Genomic DNA, 25,493 nt, shown 5'->3' with positions numbered 1-25,493 from the left:
ACAAATCAGATCACTTAAATCTTAGTAGATAAGGTTAGGGAGTCCATACATCTTGTTTGTTAACTATCGTTTCCCACCATATAAATCTAATAGCTTTTGCGCAATGTCAGAAGTGGTTTTGTCTTTTAATTCATGTTTAGAGTCATCTAATGTTTCTAGAATTTGTACTGACATACCAACAGCATTAATTCTTTCGATTATTCCCATATACTCTTGGGCTTGGGACATTGTAGATTTAAACACTACGAGAAATGTTGCTCCGATAAAATTCACAATCAATCCGCTACATGCTGTTAAAATTGATGGTGCTAACAAATCAGGGGTTTCAAAAGCTTTAAACACACCGTAACTAATTAATGCGAACCCAAATAACATAACGAAAACAGTTAACCAAAAAATTGAACGTACTTGACTCAAATTTCGGTTTATATATGTTTCGAGTTTGGTTTGTGCCAACTCCCAAGCAGCTTGTGTTTCTTTGGGATTATCTCTAAACCGCTCTTCTACAGCTTCAATCTTTTCAGCCGTTCTTGTTCTTTCTAAAGCGTTTTGATAACCAATAACTCCGAAGGTAAGAATTATTGAAATTGCAAAGAAAGTTCCAGCAACTACATCTTTGAATTGTTTTTCTAAGTCTATTAAACCGCCTAAACTAAGAGTAATAACTGCAATGCCTAGCGATGCTATGGCAAGCCCCAAAACTACCCTTAAAGACTTACTACCTTTTAGCCAGCTTTCAATTAGATCTGTTGCTATCGAGATTGGTTCAAGTAACACAATAAATCCTTAGATTAGGTTAGATAGTTAACTCCGCATTAAGCGGACTAAAATAGTGGGTTATAACGTATAGAGAAACCTAAACCACTGTTTTTGTTACGTTTAACGCCCTTGTTAGGAGTTTTCAGGCCATTCCATTGATGTTTACGAAACAATTCCCTATCTGACCGGAGTCCCCTGACGTGTGAAACCCTAAATAGCTAAGGTATGCTTTAGGTTCTTCACCTTTCACATAATTTAGAGTTGAATAAGGATGAAAGCCTGAAGAGTCACAAATACCCATTTGTATATGACCGCCTACTGTTTCATATTTATCTGTTTGCACAATTTCTTTTAGTACAGTCTGTGGCGCTCTTTGCCATAAAATATGATCCGAAGAGTAACTTGTGCGCTTATTGTTTATTTCTTCGTTAATTTCATGCTTTTTGTCTCCTAGTAATAATACGAAGTCATTATCAACTTCGCTTTCTAGGTATGTAATTATTTCTATATCAAACATACCACTGCTCAAATCTGGTTTTAAGTGATACATTTTTAATTCATTATCTACATGACAATAGCCGAACATCGAGAACTCGCACAATGCCCCTCTATCTGCACTTACGGCTAATGTACTTATATAGCTTTTAATAATGTTTTTTGAGAACTCAACAATAGAATCCATACTTGGAGCTATCCCAGTCCCACCCAAATTCGCAAATACTGTCGTTAAAGCAGCTTGAACATTTAATCCAACTAAAGAACTACCTGCGTATGCCAAACCAATTTTAGTTTCTAAAAAAGTTGAATCAAGAAAACCTGACTTACCAACCCCCTTACAAATTAGTGGAATACTAAAAATTTTTGCACCAATATCTATTAACATAGAACTAGTATTTGTAATTTTTGAGTCACCAACGACCCATATTGAATCATGCCCTTCATTATGGAACCAACTTGCTATTGATGTCATCTCATATATTCCTAACAGCGCAACTAACCCAATTTATTCCGTATTTACGGTGGAAAGGCGGAATAGTTTAATTTGATAAATTAGGTGTTACTTTAGTGTAATAAAACATTAAATCAAACGATTAAATAAAAAATATAAAAACTTACTCAGCGTGGCTACAATAAGGTCACCGTTAAGCTTTCCCAAGCAATTGATAACTTCCAGCAACAGCAGAAAGTGATTCGGTGTCAGTCTTTTTAACAGTTGTGGGCAAGAAGTTTCTTGTGACCAAGGACAAGTAAAGTCACCAACAGGGCGAAAACACTGCTAAACAATATAAAAATGAAAAGGTAAGCGCAGACGAACCTAAAACACAAAAGAGCAACCTAACCTCCCTGTACAAAAATAAAACAAAAAATAATCTGCTTTTACTCACATAATTCGACATTTTAATTGCTTAATCTGTATACTTCGCGACCTTATTATTTCTGCAACGTTGTTGACAGCCAATTGGCAAATGACCGCTTGCTCTAAACTGATGGAATCTTTACTTTGATATCTACCGCAAACATTACGATGCAATTTGGCGCAGAGCCTTTATTTGAAAATATCTCTGCTAAATTTGGTAACTTTAACCGCTACGGGTTAATTGGTGCTAATGGTTGTGGAAAATCAACGTTCATGAAGATTTTGACTGGTGCACAAGAGCCAAGCTCAGGTAACGTATCATTAGACCCAGGTGTTAAAGTCGGTACATTAAGCCAAGACCAGTTTGCTTTTGAAGAGTTCACTGTTATTGACGCGGTTATCATGGGCGACAAAGCATTATGGGAAATCAAAAAAGAGCGTGACCGTATTTACGGCTTACCAGAAATGACTGAAGAAGACGGCATGAAAGTTGGTGAGCTTGAAAGTGAGTTTGCTGAAATGGATGGTTACACTGCTGAAAGTCGTGCTGGTGACATCTTATTAGATGCAGGCATCGAAGAAGAGTTTCACTTTGGTTTGATGAAACAAGTTGCACCGGGTTGGAAGTTACGAGTGCTATTAGCACAAGCGTTATTCGCAAACCCTGACTTATTATTACTCGATGAGCCAACCAATAACTTGGATATTAATACTATCAACTGGTTATCTGATGAGCTAAACAAACGTCGTTGTACTATGGTTATTATCTCGCATGACCGTCACTTCTTAAACTCTGTTTGTACGCACATGGCAGACATTGATTACGGTGAATTACGTATTTACCCTGGTAACTACGAATATTTCCTTGAAGCATCTTCACTCATTCGTGAACAACTATTAGCAGAAAATGCAAAGAAAAGTGCTGAAATCGATGAACTACAAGACTTTGTAAACCGTTTTGGTGCTAATGCCTCTAAAGCGAAACAAGCAAGTTCACGCGCTAAGAAAATGGATAAAATAAAACTGGATGAAGTTAAATCGACCAGTCGTATGCACCCTTCTTTAGCTTTTGATGAAGGCAAGAAGATGCACCGTCAAGCATTGGTGTTAGAAGGCCTAGGCCACGGTTTTGAAGACGGCCCATTATTTAGTGGTGGTGACATCATTTTAGAAGCAGGCGCTAAACTGGCTATTATTGGTGAAAATGGTGTTGGTAAAACGACCTTCATGCGTTGTTTAGTGAATGACCTTGCTCACAATGAAGGTGTTGTTAAATGGTCTGAAAATGCATCTATCGGTTACTGCCCGCAAGACAGCACCGATGATTTTGACAACGATTTAACCTTGATGGACTGGATGGGTCAATGGCGTACTAGCAAGCACAGTGATTTAATCGTTCGTGGTATGTTAGGTCGTTTATTATTTACCGATGACGATGCAAACAAAAAAGCACGTAACTGTTCGGGTGGTGAGAAAAACCGTCTATTATTTGGTAAGTTAATGATGCAAGATATTAACGTATTAGTCATGGATGAACCAACCAACCACATGGACTTAGAAGCGATTGATGCATTAAACAATGCATTAAAAGAATTCAAAGGTACGTTAATCTTTGTGAGTCATGACCGTGAGTTTGTCTCTTCATTAGCAACGCGTATTGTTGATATTAAAGATAAAAAAGTAATTGATTTTCAAGGTACTTATAACGAGTACCTATCAAGTCAGGAAGAAGCTAAAAAATTAGCGTAACTTCTACAGAGTCAAATGTGTAACGCCTCTATCAGTGTATAAAAATATAGACGCTGATAGAGGAAAGTTTAAAATACATAAACAGTATTTTTAAAAATAAAAAATTAAATAGAATATTAAGCAACGTATAATTAACGAATGATTTAACTAACTATTTAACTAACTATTAAACTAACTATTAAACTAACTATTAAACCAGTAATGTAATTAATAACAAACCCATAAAACCTGTCACTTTTCCATTTCTGTCATACATCTCACCGTTGATTTTCAAAAGCAGTGAAATACGTTTGATACTTTACTTATGTAAAAATGTGGCCGTTTTATACCATTTTAACTTGATAAGTAGAGACAAAAAATGACATTTTCATCCCTTGGTTTAAGTGATCCAATTGTACAAGCTGTAACAGAACAAGGTTACGAAGCACCAACGCCGATCCAAGAAAAAGCGATTCCTGTTGTATTAAAAGGCAAAAACCTGATTGCCGCTGCGCAAACAGGGACAGGTAAAACCGCGAGTTTTGTATTACCTATCTTACAAAAATTAATTGATGCGCCTTTAGTTCGCCCTAAACGTGTTCATGCCATGATTTTAACGCCAACACGAGAGCTAGCCATTCAAGTTGAAGAGAATATTCAACATTATGCTAAGCACCTGAGTATTACCTCAATGGCAATGTATGGTGGTATCGATGCTGAACCACAAAAACAACGTCTTATTGAAGGGGTTGATATTTTAGTCGCAACACCAGGTCGTTTATTAGATATGTACACTAGCCGCTCTATTCACTTCGATGAAACTAGCATCCTAGTGATCGATGAAGCTGACCGTATGTTGGACATGGGCTTCATCAGCGACATCAATAAAATCGTTGAGAAGTTGCCGTTAGAGCGTCAAAATTTATTATTCTCAGCAACACTTTCTAAGCAAGTACGCTTTTTAGCAAGAACAGCGGTAACGGATGCCGTTGAGATTTCAATTACACCTGAAAATGTTACCGTACCAAAGATTGAGCAACACTTGATCACGGTAGATAAAGAATTTAAATCGGCATTATTAAGTCATTTAATTCATGAGAATAAATGGCAACAAGCGTTAATTTTCATTGAAACTAAACGTGGCGCCGCTAAATTAGTAAGCCAATTAGAGAAGCGTGAAATAGCAGCGGAATCTTTCCATAGTGGACGAAGCCAAGCAGTACGTGAACAATTAATGGCAGACTTTAAAGAAGGTAAAATTCAGTTCTTAGTAGCAACAGGTATCGCGGCACGTGGTATTGATATTGACGATCTAGAACGTGTTGTTAACTATGATTTACCTGATGAAGCTGAAGATTACGTTCACCGTATTGGTCGTACTGGCCGAGCTGGTGCTGCAGGTGAAGCGATTTCATTAGTTTCACGTGATGACTTCAGAAACCTATGTGCTATCGAACGCCATTTAGGTTATTTCATTAAACGAGATGTTGTTGAAGGTTTTGAGCCAAAGTTAGTTGTACCTGATTCAAATGCAGCGCATGCACCTAAAACGGCACAAAAAGGCCGTCGTCGCCAATCTAACAAACGTTAAATCAATAAGCATTAGTTTAGTCATTTAATAGATAAAGCGAGCCCAGTATTTACTGGGTTCCCTTCGTTTCAAGCTTTCAAGTTTAACGTCTATAAATTCAAACAGCTCAATTGAAAAGTAATTTCAAACATCCATTTAAAAATATCAGAAACGTGAATCCCCTTCACAAGGAATGCCATCATAATCCCCATCCATTTTGGTGTTTGGACAGTTATTAATAAAGAATTCAGCTTCAGATCTTGATGTCATTTGACTGCAATACATTCGCCCGTCACATTGAAATTCTGAATATTGAAACCCTGAATTAATATTGTCACTTTTTTGGTTAGATGTTTTATTACTGGTTTTCTTATCACTTGAAAGTATAACGATTGAGGCTTTAACTGATTCTCGCCTTTCACATACGACGTCGTCAGGTACCTTCCCATATAAAATACGCCCTTCTTTAGTAATGCATTTAATCTTGTCGTCAATCGAGACACTTGATGAAGATGTTTGTATAAAAGGTAATTGATTATTTTTATACAGTTCATTGCCATACCAACCAGCTGCTAGCACGATACAGATTATTAGTATTTTTCTCATTTTAGCCTTGTTTTATTAATGTCTTTTCATTATTTGACGTTATTAGCCATTATTAATCTAATTGCAATGGTTTAAGCACATTCAACATCATCTCAACTATTATCAACTTCAAATGCTCTCTTAGCAGTTTTAAGTAGCTTAGTTTATCGGTAGCCCGTGATTTATTAAAAAATAATTGAAATATTTTTTAAAAATGTGAAATAAAATGAATTTAATGACGGTCTTTGTTATCTCTGTACTAAAACCATTATATTTTATTTAAGGAAAAACCATGTCACAAGCTTTATCAACAGATACAAAGAATCGTCTTCAGTGTGCTCTTGTTGCACTGCGCTTAGGTGTTTTTATCGTTATGTTTATGTGGACTATGGATAAGTTTGTTAATCCAGGTCATACCGCTAAAGTGTTTGAAATATTTTATGGTATAGGAAGTAGTACAACGATTGTCTACATTCTCGGCGCTTTACAGCTAATCCTAGTACTTTCATTTTTGGCAGGCATTAAAAAACGCATCACTTACGGCATTATATTACTAATGCATGCCGCATCAACATTCTCTGCTTACAATCAATATATGGATGGTTTTAACAACCTACTATTCTTTGCTGCTTGGCCAATGTTAGCAGCATGTTTTGCACTTTATCTATTACGTGATGAAGATGTGAAATTCACTATCAAATAGTTAATCATGATACCCAGCTTTTTAGCTGGGTTTTTTTATTTGTATTAATAAAACTAATTTTTTTAATCCCTCTATAAAAAAACCTAAAAGGAAAATTCAATGTCTCAGTCTATTTCACCAGCTTTAACAGATCGTCTACAAAATAGTTTACTCGCACTTCGCCTAGGTGTTTTTATTGTTATGTTTATTTGGACCATGGATAAGTTTGTTAACCCTGCTCATTCAATTGGCGTACTTGATAAATTCTATGGTATTGGTGGCTCTAGCCACATGATCACCTACTTACTAGGTGCATTACAGCTATTATTAGTACTTGCTTTTGTAGCCGGTATTAAAAAACGTTTTACCTACGGTCTTATCTTTTTAATGCACGGTGGTTCAACATTATCTGCATTTGCAAAATATGCAGACCCATTTAACAGCCTATTATTTTTTGCCGCTTGGCCAATGTGGGCAGCATGTTTTGCACTTTATTTATTACGTGATGCTGACGTTAAATTTACAATAAAATAGTGTTATTTAACCCAGTGATAATAAGCTGGGTTTTACTTCTGTCACTATTCTCAAGCTTCCTATTTTATAATCTTCTAGTTATCTACTTCTTTATTTCTCTATTTCTCTATTTCTCTATTTCTCTATTTCTCTATTTGATGAAAATTAATCTTATAAAAATAATATTATTTCATTTTTATTTTTATAAGATGCTATTTTATAAAATAAAAATTTATAAGTCGTCATTTTGTCAGGTTGCAATTTTGTGAGGTAAAACATTCATTAGGTAGATTTTTTGTGATCTAAACATACTTTAATTTATTTGTATGACTATATCTTATTGAGCCATAACTAACTCAAACAAGAAGGCAGTCACCATGAAGGTTAACATTAAAATATTAGTTGCTAGTGTTGCAATTGCTTTATCAAGCCAAGTCATCGCCAGTGAATTTGTTCAAATAGATCCAGCCTCATTAGACCAGTTAAAAACAGAACTCAGCCAAAAAAAAGCCTCTGAAGAAACAACTAAAAAATATCAACAGGTAATAAAACAAGCAGACACTGATTTAAATATGAAAAATCCAACGGTAATGGATAAAACGTTCATACCACCCAGTAAAGATAAGCATGATTATTTAAGCTTGAGCCGTTACTGGTGGCCTGATCCAACTAAAGAAGATGGTCTTCCTTGGATCCGTAAAGACGGTCAAACCAATCCTAAAACACAAACTGATGATGTCGATCGCCCTAGAATAAGTGTTATGGGTAATGCTGTTTATGGACTTGCTCTTGCTTATTACCTATCAGGTGATGATAAATATGCTGAAAAATCAGCAAGCATGATAAAAACTTGGTTTTTAGATCCAGAAACAAAAATGAACCCAAATTTAAATTATGCACAAAGTGTCCCAGGTAATAATAAAGGTCGTCGAGCAGGTATTTTGGATGGTCGATTCGTACAAACAATGGTACTAGATGCTGTAAAAATGCTTGAAAAGTCAAAGGCGTGGAGCAGTGATGATGACAAACAAATGGATGAATGGTTAGCAGCTCATTTAGAATGGTTAACAAAAAGTAAAATAGGTATTGATGGCGCAACACAAGAAAATAACCATGGCACCTGGTACCGATTCCAAGTGAGCTCTATTGCTTATTATTTAGGTGATAAAACGATAGCTCAAGAAAGTATTAACGCAACCAAAGACAGCATGAACAGCCAGTTTGCAGAAGATGGTTCTCAACCTGAAGAATTAGCTCGAACACGTGCCTTCTTTTATAGCTGTTTCAACTTAGATGCACTCGGCCGTGTTGCGATTGTGGCCGATAAACTAGGAGATCCTATTTGGCAATACCAACCAAGTAAAGGTAAAGGCATTAAGGCGGGATTTGATTTCCTAAAGCCTGTGATACATGGTGCAGAGTGGGACTATCCAAACCAAGCGTTAAAATTTGAAGATTGTATTCCAGCGTTAGTGAAATATAACCAATTTAACCCCGACAATAACTATGTTGAAGAGCTACAAATTGCAACCCAATTCCAAGGTAAAGATGTCCAGAAAGTCTATAATCAAATGTTTATCTTAGAAAATAATGAAATGTGATTTGTGTATTAATTAATAATAATTGTGATGATTAATGATGACAATAATTAATAGTTAAGAGTTAAGAGTTAAGTAGCTTATCAATACAAAAAAGCCCATTCAACTTAAAAGTGAATGGGCTTTTTAATAGATCCAATATTGTCAGCGAGAGTACTATTTAGTAGTAACCCACAGCGCATGGATAATCCCCGGAACCCAAAAGAAAATACTCAATACTAAGTTAATGAGGAAATCCTTTCCTAATCCAAATTTTAAAAATACCGCTAGTGGTGGTAAAAAAATACAGATAATAATATTGATTAATTGACTCAAAACATTCTCCTATTTAAAAGTAATGATAATGAGTAAAGCACAAATAAATTGAAGTATGTATATAAAGATTTCAAATACTTATTAACAAACACAAAAAAGGCCAACTACATATGTAGTTGGCCTGCTGTTAATATTCGTTACTTATTAACTTAGTAACGATAACAAAATTGTTATGCTTGTTTATTTTTATAAACTAAGCAACCTATATAAACTAAGCTACTTCTGCAATTTTAGCGACAGGAGCAGGTGTTCTGATCAAGTGGTCAAAGGCACTTAGACTTGCTTTTGAACCTTCACCCATTGCAATGATGATTTGCTTGTAAGGTACCGTTGTTACGTCACCTGCGGCAAATACACCTGGTAATGAAGTTTCACCTTTTGCATTCACTTCGATTTCACCACGTGGTGATAAAGCAACACCACTGTCTTTTAAGAAATCACTGTTTGGTACTAAACCAATTTGAACAAAAATACCTGCAAGCTCAACTTCATTTTCTTCATTACTGACACGGTCAAGGTATTTAAGCGAAGTAACACGCGTACCATCACCAATCACTTCAGTTGTTTGCGCACTTTTGATAATAGTTACGTTACCTAGGCTGTTTGCTTTATTTACTAGTACTTGGTCAGCACGTAATGTATCTGCAAACTCTAATACTGTAACGTGCTCAACTAACCCTGCTAAGTCTATCGCAGCTTCAATACCTGAGTTACCGCCACCAATAACCGCTACTTTTTTGCCTTTAAATAATGGTCCGTCACAGTGAGGACAGTAAGCAACACCTTTGTTGCTGTATTGCTCTTCACCTGGTACGTTCATTTTTCTCCAACGAGCGCCCGTTGAAAGAATAACACTGCGACTTTTTAATATTGCGCCACTTTCAAGCTCAACATGGATGTACCCATCTTCTGTTTTTTCAGCGGCAACCACTGCGCCAGCACGTTGCTCGTTCATGATATCAACGTCGTATTCTTTAACGTGTTCTTCAAGTGCAGCAGCTAATTTAGGACCTTGTGTTTCTTTTACCGAAATAAAGTTTTCAATCGCCATGGTATCCATTACTTGTCCACCAAAACGTTCAGCAACCACACCAGTACGAATACCTTTACGTGCAGCGTAGATTGCAGCTGATGCACCAGCAGGGCCTCCACCAACAACTAATACTTCATACGGTTCTTTTTCATTTAATGCAGCCGCTTGTTTTTTCGCTGCGCCAGTATCAACTTTGCTTAAGATTTCAGTTAGTGTAATACGGCCTTGCGTAAACACTTCACCATTTAAGTAAACACTTGGTACTGCCATGATGTTACGTTCAGCGACTTCAGCTTGGAATGCGCCACCGTCAATCATCGTTGCTTTAATGTTAGGGTTAATCGCCGCCATCATGTTCAACGCTTGCACTACATCAGGGCAATTTTGACAACTTAAAGAGATGAACACTTCAAAGTTAAATTCACCTTCTAAGTTTCTGACTTGTTCAATAACTTCAGCATCAATCTTCATAGGGTGTCCACCACTATGAAGTAACGCTAATACTAATGATGTGAATTCGTGTCCCATAGGTAAACCAGCAAATCCAATAGCAGTATTTTTAGTTGGATTAACTACTTGCATAATAGGCTGACGTGCACTTGCTGATGGGTCTTCAATCACTGTCACTTTATCGTGTAATGAAGCAATATCAGTTGCTAAAGCCTGTAATTTTTTAGCGGTTTCACTATCGTCTAAGCTAAGAACAAGCTGTACTTCTGTTTTTAAGTTTTCTAAGTATGCTTTTAATTGGGCTTTCATATTTTGGTCTAACATAACGGTACCTTTATAATATTTTTTAGCTGTGTTTATTTACGCTTAGTTAAAAACGTAATGAGCAATTTGGGTTAATTTAAAAATCGACTCTCTCGTCAATAAGGCTTTATAAAAATCTATTTTTAAATGACCTCGGCTACATGGCCAAGGTCTATTTATGACTAAACAGTTAAATAATTAAGCTGCTTAGTTTTTTTAGACTTAGATTTTACCTACTAGGTCTAGTGAAGGAGCTAGTGTTTCTTCGCCTTCTTTCCATTTAGCAGGACATACTTCACCTGGGTGAGCAGCAACATATTGTGCAGCTTTAACTTTACGCATTAGGTCTTCAGCGTCACGGCCAACACCTTCAGCAGTTACTTCTAGTGCTTGTACAACACCTTCTGGATCCATCAAGAATGTACCACGGTTTGCAAGGCCTTGACCTTCACGCATCATACCGAAGTTGTTTGTGATAGCGCCTGATTGGTCACCAACCATGAAGTAGTTGATTTTACCAATTGTGTCTGAACTATCGTGCCATGCTTTATGAGTGAAGTGAGTATCAGTAGAAACTGAGAAAACTTCAACGCCACGTTTTTGTAGCTCTTCATAATGATCAGCAACATCGCCTAATTCAGTAGGACAAACAAATGTAAAGTCAGCTGGGTAGAAGAAGAAGATAGACCATTTACCTAGTACGTCTTTTTCAGAAATCTCTACGAATTCACCAGCTTTAAATGCAGTTGCGTTGAATGGTTTAAGTTTAGAATTGATCATTTTTTTATTCCTAATAAGTGAGTTAAATAATTACTATTGAGACTCTCTGCGAGTCCATGGAAAGCATTATGTAACAAATAACTTAATAGGTGAAATTGTTAGTTTCGATTGAATCAATAGCTAAATACTATAGATAGAGGTGTGTAGGTGATTAATTAATGATATAGAGATCACCGCTGAAGGCAGCTGCCAATTTAAGTAAGGTATTGTAGAGATAGTGATAGTAATAGTAATGCGACTAATTTTAACAATTCATTATGCTAATGATTAAGACTTGAAATGGTGTTAACTTGTTTTAAGTCGTTAATAATTTTGATCATTGAATAACGTAAATTGATATTACCGTATTTATTGAACACCATCTATAAAGAATATGTCACTTTAAATAAGTTTATATTCAAACTAATATGAGTAAGAATAAAGCATAGATTGCATTAAAATAAAGCACTTAATGCCTCTTTAATAATGACTGAACTTTTACAAATCAAAACAGTCTATTTTATTAGAGCAAAAAACAATCAAAATAAAAATGTAATTATGTTACACTATGTTAATCACTTGATAAATAATTGTATTTATTTATGTGATTCATCTTTAAATCAACCATCTTTAAACCAACTTAGTAAGGCAGGACGTAGAGTAATGGCTCTCATGAGAAATTATCATATATCAACAAACCTTCCCCCTCCTAGATCGACCAGTTCCCACACTTAATTAATAAAAACAGTTATTTATACAGCAAATCGCTTTTTACTCTTGCGGTTAGTGTTGTGCATAAAAAAAAGAGTAATGCAGTAAAGTTAAAAGAGAAAATATGAAAAATCATAAATGGAATCGAATTGTACTTAAAGTCGGTAGCGCCCTAATTGCACCAGAAAGAAAAGGTTGTAGTTCACGCTACTTATTACATATCGCCAAATTTATATTACAGTGCAGAGATATGGGAATAGAAGTTATTCTTGTTTCTTCAGGTTCAGTTGCGGCAGGTGCACACTTTTTTGGTAATATCGAAAATCCCACTCTCCCAATTAAAAAAGCAATGGCGGCAGCCGGACAAAATGAGATGATGGCCGCATGGGATCGATTCTTTGATTTCCCATCAGCACAAATTCTATTAACACATGGTGATTTCCAAGATAGAGAAAGATACGACAGTGTGCGTGAAACTATCTTTGCATTACTTGACCATGGTATTTTACCTGTTGTTAATGAAAATGATGTAGTGACAACAGATGCGTTAAAAGTAGGCGACAATGATAATTTATCAGCAATGGTAGCAGCGGCAGCAGATGCTGATGCGTTGATCATTTGTTCAGATATTGATGGTTTATATAATAAAAACCCACATACTAATGACGATGCAGTGATGATTAAAAACGTTAATACTATCGATCAAAGTATTTACGATATGGCGGGTGGCGCACATAGTAGTGTTGGTACTGGTGGCATGCAAACTAAAATAGAAGCTGCTGAGAAAGCGACATCGCATGGCCTTACAACTTATATTATCAATGGCTTTAAAGAAAGTTCATTTGAACAGTTAATACTTGGCAATAACCCAGGTACTGTATTTGCCCCTTATGCAAAACCAATGGAAGAAGATTTACATTGGATGACACATACGTCGAGAGCACAAGGTGAAGTGGTTATTGGAGATGGATTTGAATATCCTCTTGATGAAAACAGTGATCAATTAACCAGTAATGAAATAGTTGAAGTATTAGGCGAATTCTCTGCTGGTGATACTATTTTAATACGCAGTGATGATGGTAAACATCTCGCTAAAGCTGAAGCAAATTACAGTAGTTGTCTGCTCAACTTTATTTCAGATCACGATAACAATGATGATGATAATGAATTCCTACATCAGACAGGTCCATTAGTATCTGATAAAAATATTGCTGTTTTAGACCAAGAAGATAAGTAACATTTTAGCATCAAGTTATAACCTCAAAATAACGCTATAAACTAAAAGTAACGTTATAAAAAAGGGAGTTTACGATTAATATCGTAAACTCCCTTTTTATTATTTAGCCTTTAACTTTTAACTAGGCTTATCAAAGCTAAATCTATTATCATCAAGTTTGCTTAAATACGGATTAAGCAACAACAGCTTCTTTCATTTCTTCTTTATTTTTCAAGAAAGCATAAGTAAAACCAGTCACCGCGGTGCCAGCAGCAATTGCCACTAAGTATAGTAAGACCGGTGAGATAGCATTAGGAATCAACAATACAAATAAACCACCGTGCGGCGCAAGTAATTGGGCACCAAACAACATTGAAAGTCCCCCTGTTAATGCCCCACCTGCCATACAACTAGGGATAACACGCATTGGATCTTTTGCTGCAAATGGAATGGCACCTTCAGAAATAAAACATAAACCTAACACAAATGAGGCTTTACCGGCTTCACGTTCACTATCAATGAATTTTTTCTTCGCAAGGAACGTCGCCAATCCCATACCTAGCGCAGGTACCATACCCGCTGCCATAATCGCAGCCATCGGACCATATGATTGAGAAGCTAATAGACCTACACCAAAAGTATATGCCGCTTTATTTACTGGGCCACCTAAGTCGAAACACATCATACAACCTAATACGATACCTAACAGAACAGCATTGGTTGACCCCATATTAGTTAAGAATTCAGTTAATGCTGCCATAATACTTGCGACGGGACCGCCAACAACATAGATCATCACCAAACCAGTAAATAAACTCGCCACAAAAGGAATAATCAGAATAGGTTTAAGAGCTTCCATTGATTGTGGCAGTGAGACTTTATCCGCAATAAATTTCGCCGCGTAACCTGCAATGAAACCCGCTGCGATGCCCCCTAAGAAACCAGCGCCCAATTGACTTGCTAACATACCACCAATTAAACCAGGGGCTAAACCAGGACGGTCAGCAATCGAGAATGCAATAAAACCAGCTAATACCGGAATCATTAGTGCAAACGCAGCACCACCACCGATGTCCATTAACGCTGCTGCGAAGGTGCCTTTTTCTTTAAAGGCTTCTATACCAAATACAAAAGACAGTGCAATCAATAAACCACCAGCAATAACCACAGGCAGCATATGTGATACGCCCGTCATAAGGTGTTTATATACCCCCTTCTTCTCTTCATTTTGAGATGAGCTAGCATTGCCAGTTGCTTGAAAAACTGTCGCTTGTGCCAATGCTTTTGTCACCTCTTGTTCGGTTTTCTTAAGTGCTAATCCAGTACTGGTTTTATACAGACGCTTGCCGTTAAAACGATCTAATGACACTTCAATATCAGCGGCAATAATCACTAAATCTGCATCAGCAATATCTTGATCAGTTAATTGATTTTTTGCACCGACCGAACCACGAGTTTCAACTTTAATGCGATGCCCTTGACGCTTAGCCTCGCTTTCTAACGCTTCAGCAGCCATGAAAGTATGAGCAACACCAGTTGGACAAGCCGTGATAGCAACAATTTTCTTAGCACTAGACTCGTTAGTAACACTATTAACTGTACTTACATTGACCACAGTGCCTTTACTTGCTTTATCAGCCGTTAGTTCATGAGCACTATTAATTGCACTGTCTAACCAGGCTTGTGGGTTTTCAGTGCAATCAGAAATCGCACCTTGATACACTTTTTTACCAACAAAACGGGTCGTATCAATATCGCTATTTGTTGCAATAATAATAGCATCGGCAGCAGCAATATCAGCAGCGCTTAAGACTTCAACAGGTAATACCGTTGATTGACACTCTATTGATGCATTAATGTTTAACTTTTCACTTGCTTGCTTTAATAAACCAGCAGCAATGATGCTGTTTGCAACGCCACTTGGACATGCAGTTACAATCGCTATATTTTTCATATTCAGTCCTTAAATAAGTTATTCACGCGTTTACACGTTTGTTGAAATAGGGTTACTGTGAGTGATCTGTTTTTGTAAATCAGTTACTACTTGAACATTGGGCACACCGACACCAACTTGCGACACAGCTAAAGCGGAGAGTGATGTCGCAAAAGATAGTGTCTGTTCTGCTTGCCACTGTTTCATGTGTCCCCAACAAAAACCTGCCACTAAGGTATCGCCAGCACCTACAGTACTCACCACATTCATTTTTGGTGGCTGAGCGTAGCGCCATAACGAGTCATTTTGTTTATTTTTACCTAACCACATCACACCTTTAGAGCCCAATGAAACAACGATATTTTCAATACCTTTACTTGCTAGATCCTGCGCGGCTTGTTGGCAAGCTTCTGGTGTATCGAGTTCACGCCCAACAAATTCAGACAACTCTTCATCATTGGGTTTAATTAACCATGGATGAGCATCTAAGCCAGCTGCCAAGGCTGCTCGGCTACTATCAAAAATAACTTTTTTACCCAATTGATGCAGTTTTTCTATCCAACTTGCACACAATTCAGGTGAAATGCCTTTAGGTAAACTTCCCGCCAGTACAAAAAAGTGATGCGTTTCAGCTAACGTAAATAAACACCTTTCAAAGTCAGTGATCGCTTGTTCAGACACTTCAACACCAGGGAAATTAATATCACTAACTTGCCCATCTTTTTCGACTAATTTGACATTAATTCGGGTTGAACCGTCAACGCGGATAAACTCATCTTGAGCATTCATCTCACTAAATAATGCACAAAATAACGCATCATTATCTCGCCCTAAAAACCCTGTGACCGTGACTTCAGCACCTAAATCAGAAAGTACTTTTGCAACGTTAACGCCTTTGCCTGCAGCATGTAGTGAACCTGTATTCACTAAACTTACTGAACCAACATTTAAGGAATCTAAACTCCCTGTTAAATCTAATGCTGGGTTTAATGTAATAGTGACCACTTTATTATGAACAGTGGCATCTTGATTATGAATAATAGTCTGTTGGTCGCTCATTGTTTATCCCTCACTCAAGCCAGAAGCAATCGCTTCGCCAATGCCCACTAATGCTTCTTTAGCATCAGGTCCGTCAGCACTAAATTGTAATGAGTCGCCATGTTTAACCCCTAAACCAATGACCTTCATTAAACTTTTAGCATCAACAAATTTATTTTCGCCATCAATATTTGAAACTTTAATTGTGGATTTATATTTCTTCACGGCAGCTACCAACATCGCACTTGGACGAGCATGTAAACCATGCGTATTGTTAATTTTAAATGTCGCTACGTTATCTTCATCACCAACCATTTGTTGAGTTGAACTTGTAAACAACTCAACTAATTCCGCCGTAGTTGAAGTCAATATTTTTGTTTGTTGTTGCCCAAAGACTAACTGACTAATGGTGCTTAACAATGAGCTGTGTGTACTATTACATGCCGCAATAGCAATCAGACCTTTTACAGGCAAACCTTTAAACTCACAGGTTTCGTTAGTCGTTAAAATAGACATTGCAGAACGTTTAACGCCTTTATTTCCACTGACTAACCATAAGCCACTGCCTAAGTGTGTGGCTTCTTTAGTCACTAATTCAGCAACAAATTGATTTTCAACATTGCCACGATTTTTTAATAACCCACCAGCAACCGCGCTCATTTGGATCATGTCAGTCGCAGGGAAGTTTAATTGTATTAATGCTGGTGAAAAATCAGCTTCGAACTGCACTTCACCATTCAATAACTTAATAATGTCTTCTTTGGTTCGAGCTTGTTTTAATTTGTCTTCTACATCATCAGCAGATAACACTTTAGTTAATTGTTTTAAGATGCCTAGGTGCTCGTCAGACTTAGCAGCAATACCAATCGCAACATAAGCTATATTCCCATCACCCCAATTCACACCTTCAGGGAAATGATGTACAACAACACCGGTCTTATTCACCAAATCTCGTGTATCTGTTGTGCCATGTGGAATCGCAATGCCATTACCTAAAAACGTTGAATTTTGTTTTTCTCGGTTAAGCATACCTGTGACATATTGATCAGCTACTAAACCATTATCAGTCAGTTGCCTAGCAATCGCTTTAATTGCAGTGGTTTTATCAGCAGCACTTTGTTGTAAGGTTATATCGTTATTAGTTAGTCTCAGCATCGGTCTTAACCTCTCGCTATATTAATGAGTTATCAATTACTTAATGTTTTACTGAATCGATTCAGCAAATCATTCAAAAAAAAGTTCAGCAAGTACTCATTAAATTTATAAACCAATAATTGATAGGTTATATTGCTCTCAATTATTATAAACTTTAAGTGTTACTGAATCGTTTCAGCTTTTATAGTGAATCGATTCAGCATACAATGCAAATACTAAACAAAATAGACTTCCATTAATTTGATCTTGTCGACATAAATAAGGATCTTGACCGTGACATTAGATAACATTGCCAAATTAGCAGGCGTATCAAAAACCACTGCAAGCTATGTCATTAATGGTAAAGCTAAGAAATATAGAATCAGTGAAAAAACCCAACTGAAGGTAATGGCGGTGGTTAATGAACATAACTACAGCCCTGACCATGCAGCTTCTGCACTACGTGCTGGTAGCAGCCGGTCCTTTGGATTGATCATTCCAGATCTTGAAAATAGCAGTTATACAAAACTTGCTAAATTATTGGAATGTAATTCCCGTAAAGCCGGATATCAAATTCTTATTGGTTGTTCTGATGACGATCCTGAAACAGAGAAAAACTTAGTAAAAGCATTATTAAGTCGTCGTATCGATGCACTTTTTGTAGCCAGCGCTTTACCTGATGGCAGCGATTATTATCTAAAAATACAACAACAAGGTACGCCTATTATCGCACTCGACCGTGCATTAGATGATGAGCATTTTGGATGTGTTATTAGTGAAGATTTTGATGGTGCTTACGAGTTAACTGGCTCGGTCATTACAGAGAATATTAAATCGATTGGTTTGATTGGTGCTTTACCTACATTAAATATCTCTCGCCAACGTCATGCAGGATTTGAAGCTCAAGCTAAAAAACAAGGGATAACTTGTACTTCCATTTATGGAGAGCACTTTAATAGTGAATCCGGAAAAGCTGTTTTTAAACAATGGCTAAAAGAAGACAAGATACCCGATGCCATTATTGTCACGTCTTATACTATGTTAGAAGGTATTTTAGATGTGCTTATTGAGCAACCTGAACTGATGAAAACGGTCAAACTAGGTACCTTTGGTGATAACCGTTTATTAGACTTCTTACCGATTAAAATTAACTCATTAGCACAGCAATTCGAACTGATTGCGGATAGTGCATTAGCATTGGGTTTGAATGCGTCTGCTAAACGCTATCAAGCTGGATTAGAGCTAATACCAAGAAAAATTGTGATTAGGAAGTAAAGTATTCACAGAATATTAAATAGCTAAAAACTAAGCAATAAAAAGCACTATATTGATAGATAGTGCTTTTTAAATTTCACAGTACGGTATTAAGCTTGTTTTTTAGAACGACTATAAGCAAATCCAGCTAACGCTAAGCCGAAAATAGCCATTGTAGAAGGTGCAGGGACTGCAGTGATTGCTGTTGAAAAATAAACATGTGTCGCAGTGTCATCTTCAGACCAAATCCATTCAGCGGCAGAAGTAACATCTATAGCAGGTCTTGTATTTGCATACCAAGGATAAGCAGTATTATCTCCGTATGAACTTGTATTACCGTAATTCCCCCACCCTGTTGTACTTACACTCCAATCAATCGTATTAGTTAACAATTGAGCAATATTATTGCTAAATAAATGGTCAGCACTATCTAAACTAAAGTTACCTAAAAAACCTTCAAACCCACCGGTGTCAACTCCTTCAACATGCAAAAAATAATCCGTTCCAGCAGCTAAAGTCGCAGTAAAAACCTCAGACTCATACCAACTATTATCTGAAGATACTAAAATGCCTTGAGCATTATCATTTGTGCTTAAATAAACATTATATTCATTATCAACCGTTACATTCCCTGTCAGCACACTTGCATTTACAACACTAAGTAAGCTCACTATTGATAGTGCGCCGCCTAAAAAGACACGTCTCATTATTTTATATTTCATATTAGTACTCCTTTACATTTATTTTAAGGTACCTATAAAAACCAATTTTTTAATGGGCCTTAATATGAAAGAGCAATAACTATTCCAACAACAAAGATCACAGAGATATCAACAAGATGTAAAATTACATTTAATTAGTGGTGTTTTTATTGTAAAATAACCCGACGATAAAACTCGTTAATAAAATTAATGTACCATTATCTTTCATACGTATAAGTATTCATAACTAGCATTACCCCCTTATAAAACGGCTATATTATTTAATGCGCTTTGCTTTACCTACTTGTGCACTTAGAAAATGAGCTAAATGTTTGTTTGGATGAGACACTTTAAGTTGATCTATTGTTTCAACAGTGAGTGCTTTTCCATGATCAACAAAAATAAAGTCAGAAGCCACTGCTAATGCATCTTCAATATGATGCGTTACCATTAGTACGGTGACATTTTCTAACTTTGCTAAAGACTGGACTCTTTCCAACATTGCCACTCTTAATATGGGATCTAATGCAGAAAAAGGTTCATCGAGTAATAAAATAGGTTTATCTTGTACAAAACATCGAGCTAGTGCAACGCGTTGTTGCTCTCCACCAGAAAGTTCAGCAGGAAAACGTGCCAACAAGTCCTCTACTCCAACTTGTAAGGCGACAGTTTGTACATACTCATTTTGTTGTCCTGTTAACTTTAAGCCTGGGTGTAAGCCTAAACCGATATTGTCATAAGCAGACAGGTGAGTGAATAAGTTATTATCTTGAAATAAAATAGAGAGCGGGCGTTGATAAGGTACTTGCTTTAAAATGGACTGTTCATTTATTTTAATATCTCCTTCAATAGGCGAAATAAACCCCGCTAATAAATTCAATAAGGTACTTTTACCGGTCCCACTAGGCCCTAAAATAGCAACTAGGCTACCTTGCTTGATTTGCAAATTAAAATGAAATTGCTGCTGTTGGTAATTATAATTTACCTTCGAAAATTCAATCATGGTCTACTCTTTTACCTTAACGACTTTTTCTTTAAAGACACTTTCAACCACCATGAAAACACCAACACTTAATACTAACAAAACCAACGCAACAACGGCTGCCGATTCCATTTGATAGCTGCCTAAAAGCTGAAAAAGATATAGTGGCAAAGTACTAAAGGAATGACTACCAAATAAAGCAATGGCGCTCAAGTCCCCTATTGAAAGCACAAAGCTTAAGCATAGCGCTTGTAATATTGGTTTTCTCAATGACTTCCACTCAACCCAATAAAATCGATTTAATGAAAAGATACCTAAGCTAGCACACAATAACTCATATTTTTGAGCATTTTGTAACATAGGTTGCGCTAGACTTTTTAAAGCAAAGGGTAATGCCATCAAGGCATTTACAGCAATCACAATATACAGCGACATTGAAGAAAGACTACCAAATTCACGTAGCAACAAAAATAAGCCCGTGCTGATCACAAGCCCGGGCGTCACTAATATAATGGTCGCTAACATTTCAATTTTGTCAGCTCGCCCGTTAAGCCCTATTAAACGCCATTGGCGACTGGCTAATAAAATAAAAAAAGCACAACACACAGCAATGAGCCCTGCAAAAAAAGCAATCAATAATGAATTTTTAAATGCGTACCAAAAGTTAATATCACTTAACACAACAAAAAATTTGAAATTAATACCCGATATTAACACCATGAATAACGGTGGTAGCACTAACAATCCAGTTAAACTTATCCAGCTAAAGTCCCAACAACGAGAGAATAGTGAGTCATGTATAAATGTATTTTTAGTACCATGGAAGTTACTACTTAATAATACAGAGCCTGATATTTTCTGAATAAATACGGCTAATACGGCACATAAACAGATTTGCCAGAGTGCCAGTAAGGCCCCAACTTGAAGGTCAAAATCAAACTTTATGGCCTGATAGATAGCGAGCTCAATGGTGGTGGATTTAGGACCGCCGCCCAATGCCATTACCGTCGCAAAACTGGTAAAACAGAGCATAAAAATCAATCCTGCAATATGTGGTAATTGCCCACGAATATAAGGCCATTCTACGAAACGAAATTTATACCAATTTTTTAATCCTAAATGAATCGCTAACTGATGTTGTTTATCTGGAATGGAGCCTAGTGCTTGTAAAAATAAACGACAAGCAAAAGGTAAATTAAAAAAGACATGCGCTAACAAGATGCCGTTTAGCCCAAAAATAGAAAAAGGTAATTTAAGATCAAAATAAGCAAAAACAGAGGCTAATAAGCCACTGTTACCGTAAATAGCAAGTAACCCAAATACAGCAACTAAAATGGGCAAGACTAAGGTAGTAGCAAATAATTTCAGTAATAATGTTTTCCCCCAAAACTCGCGTCGAGATAACGCATGGCTAATGGGGATTGCTAATACAACGCTTAATAGCGTCGATAAAAAAGCCTGATAAAAACTAAATAAGGTGATGTGTCGATAATAAGCATCGGACCATATATCTTTGATATCTAAACTAGAAGAGTGTGTTAATAATGCAGTCACTGCCATCAATACAAAAGTAAAAATACCGATCGACAGTAAAATGCCAGGAATCTGGACACGTTTTATCTGTTTTATTACCACACTCAAAGTCTCTCTATATAATGATAATGGTTAATCCGTTAATGAAATTAACCATTCTCTCGTCCATGCTTTACGATTTTTAGCGACTTCTTTACTTGGAAATGAAAGCGTTTTAACAGGTAAGGTTAATTGATCAAACTCAGTAGGCAGTAACACATCAGTCACAGGATACATCCAGTTACCTGTTGCGATTTGAGATTGGAAACTATCACTCAACATAAAATTCATAAACTGTGTTGCTAGTTTTTTATGTTGACTGCTTTTAACTATCGCCGCGACTTCTGTTTGTCTGTAATGTCCTTCACTAAAACTTGCAGCAACATACTGTTCTTTGCCTTCAGCAATGATGTGATAAGCAGGAGACGTAGTATATGACAACACCATATCCGCCTCTCCATTTAAAAACATGCTATATGCTTCAGACCAGCCTTTAGTTACCGTAACAGTTTTGGCTGCTAACTTTTTCCAAGCTTCATTGGCTTTTTCACCATAGACTGACTTCATCCATAACATTAAACCTAAACCCGGTGTTGATGTACGTGGGTCTTGATAAATAACCTTAAGATCATCGCGTTGTTCAACTAACTCTTTAAGACTTTTAGGTGGATTCTTTAATTTTTCACTATTATAAATAAAAGCGAAATAACCATAATCAAAAGGAACAAATGTTTTATCTTTCCAACCATTCTCTACATTAACCGCGCTTAAATCGAGATTATGTTTATCAAGTAATCCGGTGTTACTAGCCGTTGCCATCAAGCTATCATCCAACCCAAGTAGAATATCCGCTTCACTACTTTTACCTTCTAAGCGTAAGCGATTCAATATAGTGACACCGTCATCTAAAGCAATGAACTCAAGGTCACATTGGCAAGACTTCTCGAATGCAGCCTCAATTTTAGGACCAGGTCCCCACTCCGATGCAAATGAACTATAGGTATAAATAGTTAATTTCTCAGGTGTGGTCGAAGCGGCTAAAGCAGGCATTGCGATTGCTGCAGCCAATGTCATTAAAGCAGTTATTTTCTTTTTCACTATGTCATCCATTTTATAGTTATTGAAAAGAGTATCGAACACTCAACCGATATGAATATGATCAGTTTTCGTTAAAAGTTCATAGGTGTGCATTGTGATAGATTACTTTTACATGAGCAATCTAAAGATCTATTTAAGTCGCCCTGAATGAACTGATAGAGTGTTTTTATTAAAAAAAGTTTACTTGTAGATAAAAATATCATGATAGGAAAATATATAATTAAAATTAATCGATAATAAAAAATAGCAAATAGCAAATAGCAGCAGTTAAAAGTGATGGTTAAAAGAACCATTTACAATGGTCTAATATTAACGAGGTTTAGTATCGGTTTTATCCTCTCTCAATAAAGGCCTAAATTTTTTATTCGCACAAATACAAAAAAGGACTTTACCTACTAATTTATTGGGTGTGATCCATCCCAACTCCTCTGGTTTTAAGCTACTTTCATTTTCGCCACCAATCCAAAGTAATCCATTACAATCAATCTCGAGAACTCTCTTAATAATGAATCGATATAAAGCATGATCAACAACAACGAGATCGCCCACTTTTAAGGAGCGCTGCCAATGACTAATAAAAACAAAATCTCCATGTTGTAAACGAGGAACCATACTTGTTCCTTGTACTTTAATCATGCTAAACATAACAACTCCAGTGAACTTAAATAATCCCAATTGCATTACATAAGTAATAAGGAGCCTAGATAAAGTAAAAAGACTTACAGTCCTTAATACGGTTAAACCCCTCTTAATTTAACCTTTTAAGTCAGGGTAAACAGTTTCCAACATTGGAGGGTAAGGACAAGCAGCGCTATAAGTTGCTACACCTTTAGTTAACCAAAAAGCAGCTGCAAATTCATTGACTAAACTGACTAGCTTCTCACCTTCTTCTCTATCAATGCTTTGCTTACATTTTGATGCTTGTAACATAATGCTATGAGTAAGCTGATGTGCATTAGGTAACTGTTCAAATTGTGGTGTTTTAAAGTAGTCGCCCCAAATAATACGAATCGCTTCTTTTACTTCTGTACTAGCAGATTCTTTCTCATTCACTAAACGAGCAACCTGCGCATAGTCTGCGACATTCAATATGCCTTTATCTTCAACTTCTTTTATTAAGTCCATTAAACGAACACAACTTAAGGCAGCAAGCTGCGCTGTTGATGGATCATAAATTTTACATGGAATATCACAATGTGCTTGTGCTGTTTTAAAGTTAAGCATTTTATCGAGGTTTTTAATCAGGTTATGTAACATGGTTATTCCCCTTTAGTAGAAATAGTAGAAACATTTTTACGACGACGAATAACTTGTTTATAAACGAGTCCAGCGACAATCACTGAAGCAATAGCGGCAACAGTAAGGAGATGGATAGAATTACTTGCCCAATGTGCATGGTCATGACCTGGGTGTGCTTGAGCCACTTGGCTGAAAGCCAACATTAAGCTTAAGATAATTGAATGATTAAATATTTTTTTCATATTTTCTTCCTTGGTTTTAACGTAAAACACCTTCTTTGAAGGCAGTGATAAAAATCATTTATATTTTTACAAAACTTTTAAATAGATAGGCCATTAATGATGAATTACTTTTTTAGGAGCAGAAACAACATTTGAAAATGTTTCCATTAAGGGGTGACTTTGCGAAGGTAATTCTGAGAAATGACTTTGGCTAAACAGTTGCCACTCGCAACGAATGCGAGTGAGAGTACGTATAATAATACTGTATTGTTGGTCGCTTACATCTGATCGCGTCATCGCAACTTGAAGAAAGTTAATTGCATTTTCATACTGGGCATTTGCTAATACAAACTCCCCTAATACCGTATAAGATTCAGCAAGATTTAAAAAGCTAACAGTGGCAGCTGTAATAGTTGATTCAACATCACGATTAAAATCATCGTCAAATGAAATCTCTAATAGTGATAATGCTTGTTTATTTAAATTAACGGCATCGTCAAAAGCATGGTTTGAATAAGCAGCAATCGCTTCTTTCGTTAAGCATTCCCAATTGTGATTCAGCATGATTTTCCCTATTTTAACCAAACACCAAAGTAATAGGAATCATTATCATTTAATTGAAAAGATAAATCCACTCTATTTGATAATTATTATCATTAAATGCGCGACTGGTTGAGTAATTATTTGAATGTTTGTCGGTTGCTTTAAATTTAAAGAGATAAATGAAAGTGGAGTAATGGTG

At 36.4% G+C, this 25,493-nt stretch carries 23 protein-coding genes and 1 pseudogene; 7 read left to right on the top strand and 17 right to left on the bottom strand.

Going from position 1 to position 25,493, the window contains the following annotated elements:
• Positions 1-63 precede the first annotated feature (63 nt).
• Together GQR59_RS02600 and GQR59_RS02595 are read right to left on the bottom strand one after the other, a co-directional pair.
• Positions 64-777 carry a TRADD-N-associated membrane domain-containing protein gene (locus GQR59_RS02600; protein ID WP_160060582.1) on the bottom strand — a complete coding sequence of 238 codons (714 nt, stop codon included), beginning with the start codon at positions 775-777 and terminating at the stop codon, positions 64-66.
• Between the two features lie 124 nt (positions 778-901).
• Positions 902-1,729 (bottom strand): hypothetical protein, encoded by an 828-nt coding sequence (locus tag GQR59_RS02595; protein WP_160060581.1) that lies wholly within the window; start codon positions 1,727-1,729, stop codon positions 902-904.
• Between the two features lie 531 nt (positions 1,730-2,260).
• Here GQR59_RS02595 and GQR59_RS02590 point away from each other — a divergent pair.
• On the top strand, positions 2,261-3,865 hold the full coding sequence (locus GQR59_RS02590; protein WP_160060580.1) for an ABC-F family ATPase: 1,605 nt from the start codon (positions 2,261-2,263) through the stop codon (positions 3,863-3,865).
• 358 nt (positions 3,866-4,223) lie between these two features.
• Positions 4,224-5,435 (top strand): DEAD/DEAH box helicase, encoded by a 1,212-nt coding sequence (locus GQR59_RS02585; RefSeq protein WP_160060579.1) that lies wholly within the window; start codon positions 4,224-4,226, stop codon positions 5,433-5,435.
• Between the two features lie 144 nt (positions 5,436-5,579).
• Here GQR59_RS02585 and GQR59_RS18580 read toward each other — a convergent pair.
• A pseudogene (locus GQR59_RS18580) lies at positions 5,580-5,717 on the bottom strand (excalibur calcium-binding domain-containing protein); the annotation flags it as partial.
• Between the two features lie 574 nt (positions 5,718-6,291).
• Between GQR59_RS18580 and GQR59_RS02575 the strand changes: the two are divergent.
• The 3 genes from GQR59_RS02575 (at position 6,292) to GQR59_RS02565 (ending at position 8,795) form a co-directional block, all read left to right on the top strand.
• Entirely contained in the window at positions 6,292-6,702 is a 411-nt protein-coding gene (locus GQR59_RS02575) for a hypothetical protein (protein ID WP_160060578.1), read from the top strand.
• A gap of 99 nt (positions 6,703-6,801) precedes the next feature.
• Complete coding sequence (locus tag GQR59_RS02570; protein WP_025565830.1) at positions 6,802-7,215, top strand: hypothetical protein; 414 nt, start codon at positions 6,802-6,804, stop codon at positions 7,213-7,215.
• A gap of 356 nt (positions 7,216-7,571) precedes the next feature.
• Positions 7,572-8,795 (top strand): alginate lyase family protein, encoded by a 1,224-nt coding sequence (locus GQR59_RS02565; RefSeq protein WP_160060577.1) that lies wholly within the window; start codon positions 7,572-7,574, stop codon positions 8,793-8,795.
• A 153-nt stretch (positions 8,796-8,948) separates the two neighbouring features.
• Here GQR59_RS02565 and GQR59_RS02560 read toward each other — a convergent pair whose 3' ends face one another.
• The 3 genes from GQR59_RS02560 to ahpC form a co-directional block, all read right to left on the bottom strand.
• Positions 8,949-9,107 carry a YqaE/Pmp3 family membrane protein gene (locus tag GQR59_RS02560; protein ID WP_160060576.1) on the bottom strand — a complete coding sequence of 53 codons (159 nt, stop codon included), beginning with the start codon at positions 9,105-9,107 and terminating at the stop codon, positions 8,949-8,951.
• Between the two features lie 211 nt (positions 9,108-9,318).
• A complete protein-coding gene (gene ahpF / locus GQR59_RS02555) occupies positions 9,319-10,914 on the bottom strand; it encodes an alkyl hydroperoxide reductase subunit F (RefSeq protein ID WP_160060575.1) in 1,596 nt (531 codons plus the stop codon).
• 201 nt (positions 10,915-11,115) lie between these two features.
• Positions 11,116-11,673: an alkyl hydroperoxide reductase subunit C gene (gene ahpC, locus GQR59_RS02550; protein WP_160060574.1), complete on the bottom strand. Its 558-nt coding sequence runs from the start codon at positions 11,671-11,673 to the stop codon at positions 11,116-11,118.
• A gap of 814 nt (positions 11,674-12,487) precedes the next feature.
• On the opposite strand from ahpC, the gene proB reads away from it, so the two are divergent.
• Entirely contained in the window at positions 12,488-13,600 is a 1,113-nt protein-coding gene (gene proB / locus GQR59_RS02545) for a glutamate 5-kinase (protein WP_160060573.1), read from the top strand.
• Positions 13,601-13,772: 172 nt separating this feature from the next.
• Here proB and fruA read toward each other — a convergent pair whose 3' ends face one another.
• From fruA to fruB, 3 genes are read right to left on the bottom strand one after another with little or no spacing between them, the layout of a single operon-like run.
• Positions 13,773-15,533 carry a PTS fructose transporter subunit IIBC gene (gene fruA / locus GQR59_RS02540; RefSeq protein WP_160060572.1) on the bottom strand — a complete coding sequence of 587 codons (1,761 nt, stop codon included), beginning with the start codon at positions 15,531-15,533 and terminating at the stop codon, positions 13,773-13,775.
• Between the two features lie 30 nt (positions 15,534-15,563).
• Complete coding sequence (pfkB, locus tag GQR59_RS02535) at positions 15,564-16,571, bottom strand: 1-phosphofructokinase (protein WP_160060571.1); 1,008 nt, start codon at positions 16,569-16,571, stop codon at positions 15,564-15,566.
• Between the two features lie 3 nt (positions 16,572-16,574).
• Positions 16,575-17,705: a fused PTS fructose transporter subunit IIA/HPr protein gene (fruB, locus tag GQR59_RS02530; RefSeq protein ID WP_160060570.1), complete on the bottom strand. Its 1,131-nt coding sequence runs from the start codon at positions 17,703-17,705 to the stop codon at positions 16,575-16,577.
• Between the two features lie 273 nt (positions 17,706-17,978).
• On the opposite strand from fruB, the gene cra reads away from it, so the two are divergent.
• The gene (cra, locus tag GQR59_RS02525; protein ID WP_160060569.1) at positions 17,979-18,959 is read left to right on the top strand and encodes a catabolite repressor/activator; all 981 of its coding nucleotides are present in this window, start codon (positions 17,979-17,981) and stop codon (positions 18,957-18,959) included.
• A gap of 89 nt (positions 18,960-19,048) precedes the next feature.
• On the opposite strand, the gene GQR59_RS02520 is transcribed toward cra, so the two are convergent.
• From GQR59_RS02520 to GQR59_RS02485, 8 genes are all read right to left on the bottom strand, one after another.
• A complete protein-coding gene (locus GQR59_RS02520; RefSeq protein WP_160060568.1) occupies positions 19,049-19,660 on the bottom strand; it encodes a PEP-CTERM sorting domain-containing protein in 612 nt (203 codons plus the stop codon).
• A gap of 256 nt (positions 19,661-19,916) precedes the next feature.
• Positions 19,917-20,642: a thiamine ABC transporter ATP-binding protein gene (gene thiQ, locus GQR59_RS02515; RefSeq protein ID WP_160060567.1), complete on the bottom strand. Its 726-nt coding sequence runs from the start codon at positions 20,640-20,642 to the stop codon at positions 19,917-19,919.
• A 3-nt stretch (positions 20,643-20,645) separates the two neighbouring features.
• Positions 20,646-22,256 (bottom strand): thiamine/thiamine pyrophosphate ABC transporter permease ThiP, encoded by a 1,611-nt coding sequence (thiP, locus tag GQR59_RS02510; protein ID WP_236546721.1) that lies wholly within the window; start codon positions 22,254-22,256, stop codon positions 20,646-20,648.
• Between the two features lie 30 nt (positions 22,257-22,286).
• Positions 22,287-23,291 carry a thiamine ABC transporter substrate binding subunit gene (gene thiB, locus GQR59_RS02505; RefSeq protein ID WP_236546629.1) on the bottom strand — a complete coding sequence of 335 codons (1,005 nt, stop codon included), beginning with the start codon at positions 23,289-23,291 and terminating at the stop codon, positions 22,287-22,289.
• 309 nt (positions 23,292-23,600) lie between these two features.
• A complete protein-coding gene (locus tag GQR59_RS02500) occupies positions 23,601-23,984 on the bottom strand; it encodes a S24 family peptidase (RefSeq protein ID WP_268892990.1) in 384 nt (127 codons plus the stop codon).
• A 60-nt stretch (positions 23,985-24,044) separates the two neighbouring features.
• Positions 24,045-24,548 (bottom strand): superoxide dismutase, Ni, encoded by a 504-nt coding sequence (sodN, locus tag GQR59_RS02495; protein ID WP_160060564.1) that lies wholly within the window; start codon positions 24,546-24,548, stop codon positions 24,045-24,047.
• 2 nt (positions 24,549-24,550) lie between these two features.
• Positions 24,551-24,772 carry a hypothetical protein gene (locus GQR59_RS02490; protein WP_025565059.1) on the bottom strand — a complete coding sequence of 74 codons (222 nt, stop codon included), beginning with the start codon at positions 24,770-24,772 and terminating at the stop codon, positions 24,551-24,553.
• A 93-nt stretch (positions 24,773-24,865) separates the two neighbouring features.
• On the bottom strand, positions 24,866-25,315 hold the full coding sequence (locus tag GQR59_RS02485; RefSeq protein ID WP_160060563.1) for a tetratricopeptide repeat protein: 450 nt from the start codon (positions 25,313-25,315) through the stop codon (positions 24,866-24,868).
• Positions 25,316-25,493: the final 178 nt, after the last annotated feature.

It is taken from the genome of Psychromonas sp. L1A2 (assembly GCF_009828855.1).
Classification (GTDB): Bacteria; Pseudomonadota; Gammaproteobacteria; order Enterobacterales; family Psychromonadaceae; genus Psychromonas.
Note: the sequence above shows the minus strand (reverse complement) of the source record. Positions and strands in the feature narration are given on the sequence as shown.

What these genes read in the sequence shown, in the direction of transcription:
- GQR59_RS02595 (WP_160060581.1), bottom strand. Translation starts at nt 1,729, where the DNA reads ATGACATCAATAGCAAGTTGGTTCCATAATGAAGGGCATGATTCAATA.
- GQR59_RS02585 (WP_160060579.1), top strand. Translation starts at nt 4,224, where the DNA reads ATGACATTTTCATCCCTTGGTTTAAGTGATCCAATTGTACAAGCTGTA.
- GQR59_RS02575 (WP_160060578.1), top strand. Translation starts at nt 6,292, where the DNA reads ATGTCACAAGCTTTATCAACAGATACAAAGAATCGTCTTCAGTGTGCT.
- GQR59_RS02570 (WP_025565830.1), top strand. Translation starts at nt 6,802, where the DNA reads ATGTCTCAGTCTATTTCACCAGCTTTAACAGATCGTCTACAAAATAGT.
- GQR59_RS02565 (WP_160060577.1), top strand. Translation starts at nt 7,572, where the DNA reads ATGAAGGTTAACATTAAAATATTAGTTGCTAGTGTTGCAATTGCTTTA.
- ahpF (WP_160060575.1), bottom strand. Translation starts at nt 10,914, where the DNA reads ATGTTAGACCAAAATATGAAAGCCCAATTAAAAGCATACTTAGAAAAC.
- ahpC (WP_160060574.1), bottom strand. Translation starts at nt 11,673, where the DNA reads ATGATCAATTCTAAACTTAAACCATTCAACGCAACTGCATTTAAAGCT.
- proB (WP_160060573.1), top strand. Translation starts at nt 12,488, where the DNA reads ATGAAAAATCATAAATGGAATCGAATTGTACTTAAAGTCGGTAGCGCC.
- fruA (WP_160060572.1), bottom strand. Translation starts at nt 15,533, where the DNA reads ATGAAAAATATAGCGATTGTAACTGCATGTCCAAGTGGCGTTGCAAAC.
- pfkB (WP_160060571.1), bottom strand. Translation starts at nt 16,571, where the DNA reads ATGAGCGACCAACAGACTATTATTCATAATCAAGATGCCACTGTTCAT.
- fruB (WP_160060570.1), bottom strand. Translation starts at nt 17,705, where the DNA reads ATGCTGAGACTAACTAATAACGATATAACCTTACAACAAAGTGCTGCT.
- GQR59_RS02520 (WP_160060568.1), bottom strand. Translation starts at nt 19,660, where the DNA reads ATGAAATATAAAATAATGAGACGTGTCTTTTTAGGCGGCGCACTATCA.
- thiQ (WP_160060567.1), bottom strand. Translation starts at nt 20,642, where the DNA reads ATGATTGAATTTTCGAAGGTAAATTATAATTACCAACAGCAGCAATTT.
- sodN (WP_160060564.1), bottom strand. Translation starts at nt 24,548, where the DNA reads ATGTTACATAACCTGATTAAAAACCTCGATAAAATGCTTAACTTTAAA.
- GQR59_RS02490 (WP_025565059.1), bottom strand. Translation starts at nt 24,772, where the DNA reads ATGAAAAAAATATTTAATCATTCAATTATCTTAAGCTTAATGTTGGCT.
- GQR59_RS02485 (WP_160060563.1), bottom strand. Translation starts at nt 25,315, where the DNA reads ATGCTGAATCACAATTGGGAATGCTTAACGAAAGAAGCGATTGCTGCT.